Source organism: Chitinophaga horti, from assembly GCF_022867795.2.
Classification (GTDB): Bacteria; Bacteroidota; Bacteroidia; order Chitinophagales; family Chitinophagaceae; genus Chitinophaga; species Chitinophaga horti.
The window spans coordinates 6,046,390-6,061,435 of the sequence record NZ_CP107006.1; the positions used below are offsets into that span (position 1 = coordinate 6,046,390).

The 15,046-nt window shown below is 50.5% G+C and carries 10 protein-coding genes; 4 read left to right on the forward strand and 6 right to left on the reverse strand.

Annotated features, from left to right (window positions below; translation table 11 throughout):
* Positions 1 to 155: 155 nt before the first annotated feature.
* The 3 genes from MKQ68_RS24680 to MKQ68_RS24690 are packed head-to-tail and all read right to left on the reverse strand — an operon-like array spanning position 156 to position 5,116.
* The gene (locus MKQ68_RS24680; protein ID WP_264281388.1) at positions 156 to 3,326 is read right to left on the reverse strand and encodes a S41 family peptidase; all 3,171 of its coding nucleotides are present in this window, start codon (positions 3,324 to 3,326) and stop codon (positions 156 to 158) included.
* A gap of 60 nt (positions 3,327 to 3,386) precedes the next feature.
* Positions 3,387 to 4,103 (reverse strand): LytR/AlgR family response regulator transcription factor, encoded by a 717-nt coding sequence (locus MKQ68_RS24685; RefSeq protein ID WP_264281389.1) that lies wholly within the window; start codon positions 4,101 to 4,103, stop codon positions 3,387 to 3,389.
* Between the two features lie 2 nt (positions 4,104 to 4,105).
* Positions 4,106 to 5,116, reverse strand: coding sequence for a sensor histidine kinase (locus MKQ68_RS24690; protein WP_244845359.1), 1,011 nt, complete (start codon positions 5,114 to 5,116; stop codon positions 4,106 to 4,108).
* Between the two features lie 179 nt (positions 5,117 to 5,295).
* Between MKQ68_RS24690 and MKQ68_RS24695 the strand changes: the two genes are divergently transcribed.
* Positions 5,296 to 7,623, forward strand: coding sequence for an outer membrane beta-barrel family protein (locus tag MKQ68_RS24695; protein WP_264281390.1), 2,328 nt, complete (start codon positions 5,296 to 5,298; stop codon positions 7,621 to 7,623).
* 149 nt (positions 7,624 to 7,772) lie between these two features.
* Here the strand turns inward: MKQ68_RS24695 and leuS are convergent, their stop codons facing one another.
* Positions 7,773 to 10,541 carry a leucine--tRNA ligase gene (gene leuS / locus MKQ68_RS24700; protein WP_264281391.1) on the reverse strand — a complete coding sequence of 923 codons (2,769 nt, stop codon included), beginning with the start codon at positions 10,539 to 10,541 and terminating at the stop codon, positions 7,773 to 7,775.
* Positions 10,542 to 10,696: 155 nt separating this feature from the next.
* On the opposite strand from leuS, the gene MKQ68_RS24705 reads away from it, so the two are divergent.
* The 3 genes from MKQ68_RS24705 (at position 10,697) to MKQ68_RS24715 (ending at position 12,741) form a co-directional block, all read left to right on the forward strand.
* The gene (locus MKQ68_RS24705) at positions 10,697 to 11,566 is read left to right on the forward strand and encodes a cell division protein FtsX (RefSeq protein ID WP_264281392.1); all 870 of its coding nucleotides are present in this window, start codon (positions 10,697 to 10,699) and stop codon (positions 11,564 to 11,566) included.
* Between the two features lie 30 nt (positions 11,567 to 11,596).
* Entirely contained in the window at positions 11,597 to 11,872 is a 276-nt protein-coding gene (locus tag MKQ68_RS24710) for a DUF3098 domain-containing protein (protein ID WP_264281393.1), read from the forward strand.
* 74 nt (positions 11,873 to 11,946) lie between these two features.
* Positions 11,947 to 12,741: an undecaprenyl-diphosphate phosphatase gene (locus tag MKQ68_RS24715; RefSeq protein ID WP_264281394.1), complete on the forward strand. Its 795-nt coding sequence runs from the start codon at positions 11,947 to 11,949 to the stop codon at positions 12,739 to 12,741.
* A 556-nt stretch (positions 12,742 to 13,297) separates the two neighbouring features.
* Here the strand turns inward: MKQ68_RS24715 and MKQ68_RS24720 are convergent.
* Together MKQ68_RS24720 and tsaE are read right to left on the reverse strand one after the other, a co-directional pair.
* Positions 13,298 to 14,515 carry an alanine dehydrogenase gene (locus tag MKQ68_RS24720; protein ID WP_264281395.1) on the reverse strand — a complete coding sequence of 406 codons (1,218 nt, stop codon included), beginning with the start codon at positions 14,513 to 14,515 and terminating at the stop codon, positions 13,298 to 13,300.
* A gap of 52 nt (positions 14,516 to 14,567) precedes the next feature.
* Positions 14,568 to 15,002: a tRNA (adenosine(37)-N6)-threonylcarbamoyltransferase complex ATPase subunit type 1 TsaE gene (tsaE, locus tag MKQ68_RS24725; protein WP_264281396.1), complete on the reverse strand. Its 435-nt coding sequence runs from the start codon at positions 15,000 to 15,002 to the stop codon at positions 14,568 to 14,570.
* Positions 15,003 to 15,046 lie beyond the last annotated feature (44 nt).

The following is a 15,046-nucleotide window of genomic DNA, read 5'->3' on the forward strand; positions in this document are numbered from 1 at the left end:
TTTTATTATTTTCCGGGTACCTGGTGAACCGTTGTCACAGTTCAAGCGATTACCAAATGATTGCGGTGAGCTCCCGTTTATTTAATTAGAACTTGCCGGTGAACTCATTTTATTTCAGATACCCGATGAAGTTCCTGTCATCAAGCCTTGCATGACTATTTCAGGTCTTTCAATATTTCTTCGATCGCCCTGTCAAGCTGGGGATCTTTGTTTTCCAGTTTGTCGGCGAAGGTAGTTTTCACGTAAATGTCCGGCGCAACGCCTTCTTTCTCCAGGTCTTTTCCGTCCAGCGTGAAGCAACCCCACGATGGCATGCGGTAGTACGATCCGTCAACCAGGCTGCGGCCGGTGGTGAAGATGATCCAGCGGTAGGTTTCGGTACCGATGATCTTGCCCAGCTTCAGTTCTTTAAAGCCGGCGCTGGTCATTTCCGCATCGCTGAGCGATTGCTCGTTGATCAATAGCACGATTGGTTTACCGGCGGGCGCGAAGCTCGGTTGGGGCGAGCGTTTGCCGTTGCGATACTGCCATTGCAGGTAAGGGCGCTGGCTCAGGAAGTTCAGCACGGCGTCGTGTACGTTGCCGCCCGTATTATAACGCAGGTCGAATATCAACGCATCTTTATCCTGCAGCTCACCTACCAGGTCGGTCAGGAACTTTTCCAGCTCCTCGCCACCCATGTTTTTCATGTAAGTATACGCCACCCGGTTTTTCGTCTTTTTATCAACATAAGATTGATTGAAGTCGATCCATTCATTATATAATTCGTGACTGAATTGGTAAGTGCTTTCAGGGTGCAGTTTTACATCGAAGCTTTTGCCGCCGCGGTTAAAGGTCAGCAACAGTTCACGCTCCATAGTAGGACGGGTAAAGTAGATGTCGCGGCACTTTTTCGCGTCCACTTCTTCACCATTTACTTTAGTGAGCACATCGCCGGGTTGAATGTCTATGCCTTTTTTATCGGCATTGCTGTTGTTTACGACGTACTTCACTTTGTATGGATTACCGTTCTCGAACATAATGCCAGTTTCCATCGTGGTATAGCTTTGGGTGATGCGCTCCTCCGGACCATTGGACGAAAAGCCCATGTGTGAGGAGTTCAGTTCGCCCAGCATGTCGTTCAGCAGCACGCGCAGGTCCGTGCGGGTATTCACGAACGGCAGGTATTTGGCGTACTGGTCGCGCAGTTGTGCCCAGTTTTTACCGTGAAAGTCGTTGTCATAAAAGTTCTCTTCCAGGTTAGCCCAGGTTTCATAAAACATCTGGTTAAACTCACCTTCGAGGTTACGGTAAAACGATTTGTTCACTTCGATCTTATCGGCGCCTTTCAGTTCACCATTCAATTTGAAGATGTTGCCATTGTAAAGCGTAAAGTACTTACCGTCTGCCGCGATAATGCCTTCGTTGAAGCCATCGATGTTGGCCACCTTTTCGGTTTTAGGCTGCTCGAACGGTTCAAACACTGTTTTATACAGCTGGTGTTTGCCTTCGTGATTAGAAATGTAAAGAACGGTGGTCTTATCGTCTTTCTGTATCACATACGGGTTCGCCTGCCAGCCATTGGGGCCTACACGCTCCACGCGCTCCATAATGCCTTTGGCGTTGATCGTTACGACCACTTTCTTCTTATCGTCTTTCTTTTCTTCTTTTTTCTCTTCTTTCTTGTCGTCCTTCTTTTTATCGTCTTTCTTTTCCTCTTTCTTCTCTTCCTCTTTTTTGAAGAGTTCATCGAATTTATCCATACGATAAGGCTCGTCAAATTTATCCAACGCTATGCGGTAAATGCGCGGGTTCTGCGCACCGGTGGGATAATCGGGACGGGTACGGTCGGAGCTGAAGTAGATGTATTTACCATCGGGCGACCAGAACGGATCACTCTCAGAAACACCTGTCTTCGTAAGGTTGATCGTTTCCTTCGTCTCGATGTTGTACAGCATAATGTCTGTCTCAAAGTTGCGGATCGCGTTAAAAGCGATGTATTTATCGTCGGGAGAGAAGCGGGGGGTATAGCTGTACATCGCCCATATCTCGTCATTCACGATGTTTTTGCTCTCGAACGTTTTCAGGTCCATGAGGCGTACTTCATCACGTCCGCTGAGGTATACGGCCTGGCTGCGATCTTTGTTGAACGACAGGGCGCGGTTGTTCTTTTTATCGCTGGTAAGCTGTTTTGCTTTGCTTTTGCCGTCGGCTGCAATGGTGTACCAGTTCTGGTAGCCATTCAGGGTTTGACTAAAGAGCAGGGTGCGGTTATCCTTCAGCCAGTATACTTCGCCTGCGCGCTCGGGCGACTTAGGCAATTGCTGGATGAACTTACCTTCTACGTCGCTCACGAACAATTCACCGCGGCTTACGTAAGCCAGCTTTTTACCATCGGGCGAAACGTCGAAGGCAGCTACTTTACCGGCGGTTTCGAAAGTTTGTTGCTTGGCCAGGGTAAAGTTACGGGTCATGCGCAGCGGTAGTTTCTTAGACTGATTCGATGCTACGTCATACACATATACCTGGTAATCTTTCTCAAACACGACGGTGCCGCCATTAGCCGCTACAGATGGACGTTTGATGGAGGTGGTAAAGTTAGTGAGCGCCTTTTTGGTACCGTTGCTGAAGGTATACAGGTTGTATTCACCGTTCGCTTCGTCGGACACAAAGTACACATTTCCTTTGCGGTCGATGGTGGTCCAGAAGTCTTTACCGCGGTAGTCGGTATAACGTTTATAGGTTTTGGAAGCCGGAATATAAGACTGGATATCCGGGTTAAAGTCGCCTTTATAACCTTTACGGTTGCTGAAGTTGTCGCTTTCCCAGGTATCGTTGAAGAAGATTTCTCCCGTAGTAGGATGCTCGGCCAGGTTATGCACCTGGTTAAAATAGTGGTTAAACAGTCTTACGGGCGTGCCGCCATCTACACTCAATTTATAGCCGGTGGCCTGTCCCTCGCGAACGGAGCGGATGTAGAGCGTTTTGGAATCCCATGCCCAGTTTTCGAGTACGTCGCTGGTGCTGTGGAAGGTAAGTTGCTTTACCTCGCCGCCGTCAATCGGCATTACGAATACATCCGCATTGCCGAACTGGTAGCCGGTAAAGGCGATCCATTTGCCGTCGGGCGATACTTTGGCGCCGGTTTCGCTGCCTGGCATGGCGGTAAGGCGGGTGGCGTTGGGTTGACTAACGTCCGCTTTCCAGAGGTCGCCTTCGTAGCTGAATATCACGGTTTTTCCGTCTGGAGTAAGCGTGGGGCTTGTGGTGAAATAAGCTTCGCTGGTCTGGGCGCTGGCAGTTTGGCATAGCAGCGCGCCCAGGAAACTAAGAAATGTAGTCCTCATGAAGTTGATTTTGTAGGCGTCAAAATAAGAAGGAATCGGCATATCCCGAAACCATTTGTACTATTCCCGTCCCTCTATTACCTGGAACAGCGCGTCACGATAAGTATCCCCGATGGGGATCACGTCCTTCCCGATAAAAATGCGGCTGCGTTCGATGGTATCGGTTTTTTCGAGTGATACAATGTAGGACTTATGTACGCGCATGAACCGGGGGGCGGGTAATATCTTTTCCATCCGCTTCATATTCTGCAGCGTGATGATCTTTTCGGTAGTGGTTTGTATGGAGATGTAGTCTTTGAGGCCTTCCACATACAGGATGTCGGCCAGTTGCAGCTTCACCATTTTGTTATCCGTTTTTACGAAGATGAACCCTGGTGTGTCGGCAGGCTTTTCCGCTATGGGCAGAGGTTGGGCTGGACGAATAACCGCCACTGCTTTTTGGGCCGACTTGTAAAAGCGATCATAAGCAATGGGTTTAAGCAGATAGTCTACCACATCGTGTTCATAACCTTCCAGTGCATACTGCGGATAGGCGGTGGTGAGTATTACACGTGCTTTTCCGAAAATAATTTTCATGAACTGCAAGCCATTGAGCTGCGGCATTTGTATATCCAGGAAAATAAGATCGGCACCACCGCTTTCCACAGTAGGTAAGGCTTCCAGCACATTGGTCGTGCTTAACACCAGTTCCAGGAAAGGCGTTTTCTGAATGTAATCAACGATCACATCCAGCGCCAGCGGCTCGTCATCAATCGCTATGCAGCGAAGCTTTTGCATGATCAGTTTAATTGCAGGTTCAGTTCACAAATATAGTAGTCGTTCCTCGTTTCGATGTGCAGCTCGTGTTTTTGCGGATATAACAACGCGAGCCGGCGTTTGATATTCGTTACCCCGATGCCGCCCGTTTCATCCTTGCCCAGCAGGTTGACACGGTTCTGCACATACAGTTGCAGACTGTCGTCATTCAGTGTCAGTTGTATGATCACCGGGTCGGCCGGATCATTAAGTACGCCGTGTTTAAAGGCGTTCTCGACAAACGCGATCAATAATAGTGGTGCAATATGTTGATGCGTTACCTCGCCTTCCACCAACAGATCCGCATAAATCGTTTCCTTAAAACGCATCTTCTGCAACTCCACGAAGTTGTGCAGGTAGCGTATTTCTTTTTCCAGCGGTACACGTTTGTCTTCGGTATCGTACAGCATATACCGCATAATCTCCGATAGTTTCAGGATGGCCGCGGGTGCTTTTTCTGAGTGTTGATACGATAATGAGTAGATGCTGTTGAGCGTATTAAACAGGAAATGCGGATTGATCTGCGACTTGAGAAAAGATACTTCCGCACTCAGGCGTTGCTTTTCCAACTCGCGCTGCTCGCCCCGCATACGAAGCCATTGCTGCCCGAAGCGGACTGCGCTGCCGAAAAAGATCCACGTGCCGAAGCGCAGGTAATTGTCTTTAAAGTAGTACGACAGCGGCGTATTGTTAAAATAGTTATGCACGCCAAACCAGCGGAGAAACAGTATTTCTTCTACCAGGTAGCGCAGGCTGATGGCGCCCAGTACTAGCGCCATGACGGCGAGGATCCATGCAACATACTTTTTACGCTCCAGCAGCTTGGGATGCAGCCATTGGTAGTTGATATAAAAGACGGCCAGCTTCAATATGGTAAAGCTTGTGCCCCATATATTGAAAGTGAAATCGATGGTGATGTTCAGGTAGAAATCCACCACCACTACTGTGATGAACAGCAGCAGCGTGAATAATCTTTGTCGTTGCGATGGCGTCATATACGTTCAAAAGTAGCCAGTACGGTACGCCCCTTCGTCTTTCATTCGACCAACTGCCCTTTACGTACGACGAACGGCCGGCGGTTATGTTGGTCGTGCGCACGCGCCGGTTGGTATAAATAGGGGGCGTCGGCCGGGTAAGGACGGGCATCTTTGCACTGTTCCTCAATTTAAGGCATATGAAACCAGTTTTTACTTTCGTTCTCGTTTTTTTACAGCTTTACCTGTACGGCCAGGGTCGGGTTACAGGCCGCGTGGCCGGTCCGGCAGCGCCTTTCGCCACCATCGCATTATTAAAAGCAACCGACAGCAGCCTGGTACGGGGCGGGCAATGCGATAGCCTCGGCCGGTTCGATCTGCCTGCCGCTTACGGCCATTATATGTTGGCTGCGGGCAAAACTTACAGTACGCCTTTTATATTGGACAGTGTTCGCACGTCTGTGGAACTACTGCTCGAACCCGCCGCCACCGCGTTAAAAGAAGTGAGCGTTACCGCCAGCAAACCTTATATAGAACAACAGATCGACAAGCTGGTGCTGAATGTGGAGAATAGTGTGATGGCCGCCGGCAACACTATATTCGACTTGCTGTTACACGCTCCCGGTATGAAGCAGGACCAGGACGAGAACCTGGTAATGATGGGGAAACCCGGCGTGCAGATATGGATAGACGGCCGTCCGTCACCATTATCAGGCGAGGCATTACGCACCTGGTTAAAGAACCAGCCGGCCGATGTAGTGGCTAAGATAGAGCTGATCGCCCATCCCTCGGCGCGTTACGATGCGGCGGGTGGGGCAGGCATTATCAACATCCGCCTGAAGAAAAATGTACAGCAGGGCGCTAATGGCAATGTATACACCTCACTCGCAGCAGGAAGGTATCCCAAAGGTAGCGCGGGGCTGAATATGAACTACCGAAAAAACCAGCTGAACTTCTTCGGCAACTACAGTTACAGTTATTCCGAGTCGTTTAACTACCGCACCCAAAGCACCACGAGCGCGGGCAAACCCGTAATGAGCTATGATAATTACTGGCACCCCATCGGTCATTATCATTACCTGAATGCCGGTGCCGATTATAAGCCTGACAGCCGCACCACGATCGGTTTACTGGTGAATGGTAACCTGAGCGCCACCGATGCCACCACGGACGCCAATACGGTCGTATACGATCTCCAAAGCACGCTCAGGGCCCGCTCCGCCGCAACGGACCGCTGGCATCGTTTGGGCTACAACCTGAACTTCCTCCGCGAACTCGATACACTCGGCAGCACTTTTAATATGGATGCGGATTACTCCCGCTACGATAAAACCGCCCGCGAAGGCATTACCAACGATGACGGTTACCACATTTTTATATTGCGCAACGCCGCACCAGTAAATGTTGCCGCCGCATCCTTCAAAGCAGATTATGTAAAGTATTTCACTAAAACCCTGCGGATAGAAGGCGGCATTAAAGTGAATCATGTGCGTACCGATAACGACATCCGCTATGATTCCTTATTACAACAAAAGTGGGTGCTGGATAAAGCCCGCAGCAACCAGTTCGTGTATACGGAGCAGATACAGGCGGTCTATATTGCCGTTGCCCGGGAGTGGAAGCAGCTAACCGTACAGGCAGGCCTGCGCGCAGAACGTACGGATGCTACAGGTCATTCGGTGACGCTCGGCCAGCAGGTGCAGCGCCGGTACATCGACTTGTTCCCAAGTGTCAACATCCTGAAGAAGATCAATGAAAACAATACACTCAGTTTTAGTTACGCCCGCCGCATCGACCGGCCATCGTATCAATCGTTAAATCCATTCGCAGTAGCGATCGATCCGTATAATATCCGTACGGGTAACCCGTACCTGCGCGCGGCGTACAACAACACGTTTGAGCTACGACACGGCTTCCGGCAGTTTTTGTGGACGACGCTGTACTATCGCCGCGGCAGCAATGACGTGAACAGCATTTACCTGCAAGACGATGTGACCAAAATACAGACCGTCACCTATCAGAACATTGGCAGCAGCGACTACGGCTATATTTCCGTAAGCGCCGGCGGCCCGATCACCAGCTGGTGGCAGATGGACCTGAGCGGTGGTTTCGGTTACGCTGCCTATCGCTCCGCCACTTTCGAAACAGGCAACTGGGGCGCGGAAACCAGCCTGGATAACACTTTCACCTTTTGTAAAGACCTCCGCCTGATGATCAGCATGTTCTATAACACCGCCGCTCCCGGTGCGCAACGGTTACAACGGGCCAACTACGGCGGCAGCATCAGTGCTAATAAACCGGTGTTCAATAAACGCGGTCGCGTAAGCCTCAGCGTGCAGGATCCGTTTAACCTGCAACGTTATGATGCGGACATCTATACCAATGCCTCCACCATTCGCTGGATCAACCGTTGGGAGAGCCGGAAAGTGAGTGTAAGTTTCTCCTGGAAGTTCGGTAGTCAGCAGATTAAGGCGGCGCGCGAAAGGAAAAGTGGATTGGGGGATGTGGAGAAGAGGGTGAATATGTAGTAAAAAATCCGTCATGGCGACCGCAGGGAAGCCAACCTCCGCGCTGACTGTCGGGGTTGCAAACACAAGATGACGAAAGACGAAATAAACAAAGTCAAATATAAAGCAGAAAAAAAGCCGGCACTTTCCAGTGCCGGCTAATTCGCGTATTAAACTACGATGTTGATCATTTTACCTTTTACGAAGATAATCTTCTTCGGGTCCTTACCTTCCGTCCACTTCTGTACAATGTCGTTGGCAAGGGCGATCTTACCTGCTTCCTCGGCTTCCACGTCCAGCGAAATATTAATGGTGGTACGCATTTTACCGTTGATGGACACAGGGTATTCTTTCGCACTTTCGGTCACATACTTCTCTTCGAATACCGGGTAGGTTGCATCGAGAATGGAACCGCTGTTCCCGATAAGACTCCACAGTTCCTCAGCAATGTGCGGCGCGTACGGCGTAAGCAGGATCAGTACCTGTTCCAGTACGGCTTTCTTATGGCATTTCAGGTCGCTCAGTTCATTCACACATACCATGAAGGCACTTACGGCGGTATTGTAGCTCAATCGCTCGGAGTCGTCGTCGATTTTACGGATGGTTTTGTGTAAGGTCTTCAACTCGTCGGCGGTGGGGGCGTCGTTGGTGACGATGAGGCCCTTTTGCTCGTCGGCGAAAAGGCGCCAAAGTTTCTTCAGGAAGCGGTGTACGCCCTCAATACCTTTGGTCTCCCATGGTTTGCTTTGCTCCACCGGGCCGAGGAACATCTCGTACATTCGGAAGGTATCGGCGCCGTAACGCTCCACCAGCTGGTTCGGGTTAACGGTATTGTACTTGCTCTTGCTCATCTTTTCAGACAGCGTACCGCAAATATATTTACCATCTTCCAGGATGAACTCCGCGTTGGCATAGTCTGCCCGCCATTTTTTGAATGCTTCGGTATCGAGTTCCAGGCCGTCTACGATGTTCACATCTACATGCAGTTCATCCGTTTCATGCTGATCTTTTAAACCGGCCGATACGAATTGCTGTGTGCCGCGAATGCGGTATACGATACGGCTGCTGCCGGTAATCATACCCTGGTTCACGAGTTTTTTATAAGGTTCGTCGAAGCTGATATAACCGAGGTCGTAAAACACTTTCGTCCACAGGCGGGAGTACAGCAGGTGACCTACCGCGTGTTCGGTACCACCGATGTACAGGTCTACCTGGTTCCAGTAATCCGTTACGCTGCGGTCTGCAAAAGTTTGGGTATTGTGCGGGTCCATGAAGCGCAGGAAGTACCAGCTGCTGCCGGCGTAACCGGGCATGGTGTTGGTCTCGCGCAGACTTCCATCCGCTAACTCTACCCAATTACGTACGTTGGCCAGTGGGCCTTCACCTTCTGCACCGGGTTTGTAGTTCTCAACGAAAGGCAGCTCAACGGGTAATTCGTTCTCCGCTACCGCGTAAGGAATCCCATTTTTGTAGACGATCGGGAACGGTTCGCCCCAGTAACGCTGACGGCTAAACCCTGCGTCACGCATTTTATAATTGATCTGGCGTTTACCTTTACCGGATTTTTCCAGTTCGCTTATCACCAGTTCCATGGCGGGTTTCATGTCCATGCCGGTCAGGAAGTCGCTGTTCACGAGTTTTCCTTCTTTGGTAGGATTCGCTTCCTCGCCGGTATAAGCATCGCCAACGATGTTGGTGATGTGAATGTCGAAGTGTTTGGCAAAGTTAAAGTCGCGCTGGTCGCCACACGGAACGGCCATAATGGCGCCGGTGCCGTAGCCTGCCAGCACGTACTCCGATATCCAGATAGGGATCTGCCGGCCATTGAAAGGGTTCAGTGCATAAGCACCAGTAAAGGCACCGGTAACCTGCTTCACTTCCGCCATCCTTTCGCGCTCGGAGCGGCTTTGTACGTAGTTTTTATACTCGTCGATCGCTTCGCGCTGTTCGGCCGTGGTGATGATCTGCACGAGGTCATGCTCCGGCGCCAGCACCAAAAAGTCTACTCCAAAAATGGTGTCGGGACGGGTAGTGTAGCATACGAGCTTTTCACCCTGGAGGCCTTCGATCTCAAAGTTGATTTCCGCGCCCTGGCTCTTACCGATCCAGTTGCGCTGCATATCTTTCATCGCCTCGCTGTACGCAACCTGCTCCAGCCCTTCGAGTAAACGATCTGCATATTCAGTGATGCGCAAAAACCATTGGCGCATTTTTTTCTTCACTACGGGATAGCCACCACGTTCACTAACGCCGTTGATTACTTCGTCGTTGGCAAGTACGGTACCCAGTTCGGCACACCAGTTTACTTCGGCGTGCGCAAGAAAGGCGAGGCGGTATTGCATCAGTATTTCACGCTGGTCGGCTTCAGAAAAACCTTTCCAGGCATCGGCCGTAAAGCGGATGTTGCGGTCGCCGGGGCATTCGTGCTGCGCGTTACCCTCGGTTTCGAAGATCGTTACCAGGTCGCTGATGCGTTGGGCTTTCGACAGCTTACGGTTAAACCAGCTTTCGAACAACTGGAGGAACAACCATTGTGTCCATTTATAGTAAGCCGGATCACTGGTACGAATTTCGCGGTCCCAATCGTAGCAAAAGCCGATGTTATCGAGCTGGTCGCGAAAGGTCTTGATGTTATTTTCGGTGGTTACGGCCGGGTGCTGACCGGTTTCCAGGGCGTATTGTTCTGCGGGCAGGCCAAAAGCGTCGTACCCCATGGGGTGCAACACGTTAAAGCCTTTCAGGCGTTTGTAACGGGCGTAGATGTCGGAAGCGATGTAGCCGAGCGGGTGGCCAACGTGTAGTCCGGCGCCGGAAGGGTACGGGAACATGTCCAGTACATAACACTTCGGTTTGGAACTATTATTGGGTACCAGGTATGCCTGGGTGTCTTTCCATCGCTGCTGCCATTTCTGTTCGATCGCTCTGAAATTGTATTCCATATAATTGAGGTATGCTGAAAGTTACACGCAGCCCATGCACTGGAACAGCGTCAAATCCATATATTAAAAAATAAAAATGTTAAAATGCCGTTTAAGATGGCAAAAGTAAACATAACTGCTAATTTTTATTATTTTCGCCAATAAACTAAAGATTAATGGCTCAACCCGGAAAATCGTCAGCAAAGAAATCGAAGCCTTCCTACATTTATTCAATTATCGGCGTTGCGCTGGTATTGCTCATGTTGGGCGTTCTTGGCCTTATCATGATCAACGCGACCAAACTGAGCGTGTACTTTAAGGAAAGCATCGTGCTGAACGTAATTCTGCGGGATGATGTGCCGGAAAAACAGGCCCTCGCCCTGCGCGATACCCTGGCCTCCAAACCTTTCGTTAAAAATATCAAGTTTATTTCCAAAGAGCAGGCGGCAGAAGAGTTTAAGAAGGAGTTCGAGGACTTTACCGCGCTGCTGGGCTACAACCCGCTGTATGCGAGCATCGAGATCAGCCCGAACGCTGCCTATGTGAATAACGACAGTCTTAAAGTGATCGAGCAGTCGCTCATCTCGCAGAACAATGTGCGGGAAATTCACTACCAGCGCGCCCTGGTGCAGCAATTAAATGAAAACGTACGTAAAATAGGCCTGGTGTTACTGGTCATCAGCATTGTGCTGGCGGTAGTAGTACTGGTACTTATCGATAATACTATCCGCCTGGCGATGTTCAGCAATCGCTTCCTCATCAAAACCATGCAGATGGTGGGTGCTACCCGCGGCTTTATTGCCAAACCTTTCGATATCCGCAGCATTATCAATGGCGCTGTAAGTGCCCTGCTGGCCATTGCCGGACTGGTAGCGATCATTTATTTTATCGAAAGCCAGGTGCCCGAACTGAAGGCAATGCGCGATTACTTCATGTTCGCTGTGTTGTTCGTGGGACTCATCATCCTGGGTATCGGCATTTCATTCCTCAGTACGCACCGTTCGGTGATGAAGTACCTGAAACTGCGCCTCGACGATCTTTATTAATTTTGATAACTTATTCTGAAATACTTATTTATGGCTAAAGAAGCTGCAAAAACAACCACTACCACATCCGCCACACCTGTACAGGAGTCCAGGGGACTGTTCGGTAAAGAAAACTATACTTACATGCTGGCAGGCGTTGTGCTGATCATTATCGGCTTTTTGCTGATGATGGGCGGTGGCAGCAAAGACGGTTCTTTCGACGCGAGCGAAGTATACAGCTTCCGTCGTATTACCCTGGCACCGATCGTTATCCTGCTCGGACTGGCGGTAGAAGTATACGCCATCATGCGTAAGCCCAAAGCATAATCGTAAAAGACATTTTAGATATACCTGGGAAGCGATGAACACATCATCGCTTTTCCTTTTAACCAGATTGTTAGATGAGTATTTTAGAAGCGGTTATTATCGCCATTGTAGAGGGGCTCACCGAGTTTATCCCCGTTTCCTCCACCGGCCACATGATCATTGCCAGCGCCATCATGGGCATTAATAAAGATGAATTTACCAAACTGTTCGAAGTGTGCATCCAACTGGGTGCCATCCTGGCCGTAGTGGTGTTGTACTGGAAAAAGTTCTTCGACTTTACCCGCCTGCAGTTTTATATCAGACTTATATTCGCCGTACTACCCGCCCTCATCCTGGGCTATTTACTGGGCGACTACATCGATGCCGCCCTCGAAAATCCTATGGTGGTAGCCATTATGCTCGTACTGGGAGGTATCGTCCTCTTATTTGTAGATAAATGGTTCAATAAGCCAGAAATCGATTCTGAGGAAAAGATCAGCTACTTCCAGGCCATCCGCATCGGCCTGTTCCAGTGCCTGGCCTTATTACCGGGCGTTAGCCGCAGCGCCGCCACCATTATTGGCGGTATGCAACAAAAGATGACCCGCAGCGCTGCTGCCGAGTTTTCGTTCTTCCTGGCCGTGCCGACCATGGCCGCTGCCACCGGGTACAAAATCTTAAAACACCACGAACTGCTCACCTCCAATCCCGATAACTGGAAATTGCTGGCCATCGGTAACGTGGTCGCCTTCATCGTAGCCATGCTGGCGATCAAGTTCTTCATCGGTGCCCTCAAAAAGTACGGCTTCAAAATGTGGGGTTACTACCGCATTGTAGTCGGCCTGATTATCATCGGGGTACTCGCAGCGGGGTATACGCTCGAAGTGTAGTACAAAGTTTTACAGGAAGCCGGGGCTCATGGTCCCGGCTTTTTTATGGTGTGCCATCCTTCCGGCAACGGTTAGTTTATGTAACTATCTTTTTCTTCTCTCCCCATCCGCCGTTGTCGCACACTTCAGCGACCGTAACCTCCTTCAAGAATGGTTAAAATACTACTATACCCGGGTGCCTTCCCTTGCCTGGTCTCCATAGTTCATGAGAGCGTCCTTCAGGGTGGGAGGCTGCATCCTCCCTACATCCTGTATACATCCTGTATCCGTCATTCGTTCATCCTTCGTATATCCTTCGTATATAGTTCGTATATGGTTCGTATAGCTACGAAGGATGTACCTAGTATGTACGAAGGATATACGAACTATTAACGAAGTATCCTGCAAGGTTGGTCGGAGGATGTTCGATAGCATATTACCGGATGTGCCGGAGTCTGGTCATTCCTAAGGGTCATTGCTGCCCCGATCAGGGGCAAAAGCGATCTCTACCGCAATGGGCAGGGGCATAAAAAAAGCCGGAACAGGACGTTCCGGCTTCCAGTCAGCAGAAATATGATTACCCCTTCACTGCCAGCAGCAGTTCCAGGTCGGTGTACTTCAATTTGAATTTTTCGCTCAGGTGGTAGTTGGTAAGTGCGCCTTTGTACAGGTAAATACCGTTACGCACACCGCGTTTGATCCATACAAGATTCTCGAAGCCGCCATCGTCGGCAGCGTCCAGCAGCAGGGGCATCAGTACGTTGCTGATGGCCTGTGAGGCTGTGCCGGCAAAACCGGAGGGGATGTTCGGCACGCAATAGTGCAGAACGTCGTACTTCTTAAACACCGGGTTCTCGTGGCTGGTTACCTCCGAGGTTTCGAAGCAGCCGCCACGGTCTATGCTTACGTCAACGATCACCGAGCCGGCTTTCATGTTGCTTACCATGGCTTCGGTTACCACGATGGGGGTGCGGCCGCTCTGGGAGGAGAGGGCGCCTACGGCCACGTCGGCAGTCTTCAGTTGTTCCGCCAGCGTTTTGGGTTGTATCACCGAAGTAAATACCCGCACACCGATGTTATTTTGCAGCCTTTTCAGCTTGTAAATGTTATTGTCAAATACTTTTACGGACGAGCCAAGCGCCATGGCGGTACGGGCGGCAAATTCACCCACAATGCCTGCCCCGATGATTACCACCTTGGTAGGAGGGATGCCGGTTACACCACCCAGCAGGATGCCCTTGCCCCGGTTGCTCGTACTGAGGTACTGCCCGGCAATGAGCATCACGGCTCCTCCGGCTATCTCACTCATCGCCCGCACGATCGGGTAAGTGCCCGCATCGTCTTTTAGGTTTTCGTAAGAAAGCAGGGTAATACGTTTCTCCATCATCTTTTCTACCTGGGCTGCCTTCAGCAACGCGAGGTGAATAGGGGAGATCACGATCTGATGGGGACGTAGCAGTTCAATTTCCTCGTCGTTTAGGGGAGCTGATTTAACGATGATCTCGGCTTTAAACACCTCTTTTTTATCGTAAACGATCTCGGCGCCGGCCTCTGAGTAATCCGTGTCGTAATAATGGGAACCGTCGCCGGCTTTGTGTTCCACCACAATGTGGTGGCCGTTATTACAAAGGATGCTCACCGCGTCTGGCGTCAATGCGATCCTGTTCTCCTGGAAGGAGGTCTCTTTCGGGATCCCGATGTAAAGCCGCGGATTTTTCTGCCGCACGTCAAGTGTTTCTTCCAGAGGGGAATATGTAAAGCCAGCACTCACAACAGGTTTTTGCCTTTGCTCCATAAACTGTGAATAATGTCGGTAATGTTAGGTCCTGCCAAAGATAAGCTATTTGTTACACGCTTGCGCGCGCTGTCAGCCGCCTTTTTTGGTCGGGCAGCACTTCCAGTTGCAGGTGTATGGTGCCTTCCGGCAAAAGCTCTTCCACGATCTCCGGCCACTCTACAAAGCAGGTTGCGTCTTCCTGGTACAACGTATCTTCCACGCCAGCCTCTACGGCCTCCTGGCCGCTCTTCAGGCGGTACAGGTCCAGGTGGTAGATCGACCTGGCTTTGCCATCGGCATCATGGTACTGGTATTCGTTGATGATGGAGAAGGTGGGGCTGGCCGTCGCATCTTCCACGCCTTTGGCCGCACACAGGGCTTTTACGAAGGTGGTTTTGCCGGCGCCCATCTGGCCGTGGAGTACGAACACCCGTTGCTGTGGGAATTGGGCCCAAAAGCGGCTGGCCGCTGCGGGCAGTTCGTCGAACGTAAAGGTCATTTCCATGGCGCTAATTTAGCAATCTGCCTGCATTAAACACACGCTATGGT

What these genes read in the sequence shown, in the direction of transcription:
- MKQ68_RS24695 (WP_264281390.1), top strand. Translation starts at nt 5,296, where the DNA reads ATGAAACCAGTTTTTACTTTCGTTCTCGTTTTTTTACAGCTTTACCTG.
- MKQ68_RS24715 (WP_264281394.1), top strand. Translation starts at nt 11,947, where the DNA reads ATGAGTATTTTAGAAGCGGTTATTATCGCCATTGTAGAGGGGCTCACC.
- MKQ68_RS24690 (WP_244845359.1), bottom strand. Translation starts at nt 5,116, where the DNA reads ATGACGCCATCGCAACGACAAAGATTATTCACGCTGCTGCTGTTCATC.
- tsaE (WP_264281396.1), bottom strand. Translation starts at nt 15,002, where the DNA reads ATGGAAATGACCTTTACGTTCGACGAACTGCCCGCAGCGGCCAGCCGC.
- MKQ68_RS24680 (WP_264281388.1), bottom strand. Translation starts at nt 3,326, where the DNA reads ATGAGGACTACATTTCTTAGTTTCCTGGGCGCGCTGCTATGCCAAACT.
- MKQ68_RS24705 (WP_264281392.1), top strand. Translation starts at nt 10,697, where the DNA reads ATGGCTCAACCCGGAAAATCGTCAGCAAAGAAATCGAAGCCTTCCTAC.
- leuS (WP_264281391.1), bottom strand. Translation starts at nt 10,541, where the DNA reads ATGGAATACAATTTCAGAGCGATCGAACAGAAATGGCAGCAGCGATGG.
- MKQ68_RS24720 (WP_264281395.1), bottom strand. Translation starts at nt 14,515, where the DNA reads ATGGAGCAAAGGCAAAAACCTGTTGTGAGTGCTGGCTTTACATATTCC.
- MKQ68_RS24685 (WP_264281389.1), bottom strand. Translation starts at nt 4,103, where the DNA reads ATGCAAAAGCTTCGCTGCATAGCGATTGATGACGAGCCGCTGGCGCTG.
- MKQ68_RS24710 (WP_264281393.1), top strand. Translation starts at nt 11,597, where the DNA reads ATGGCTAAAGAAGCTGCAAAAACAACCACTACCACATCCGCCACACCT.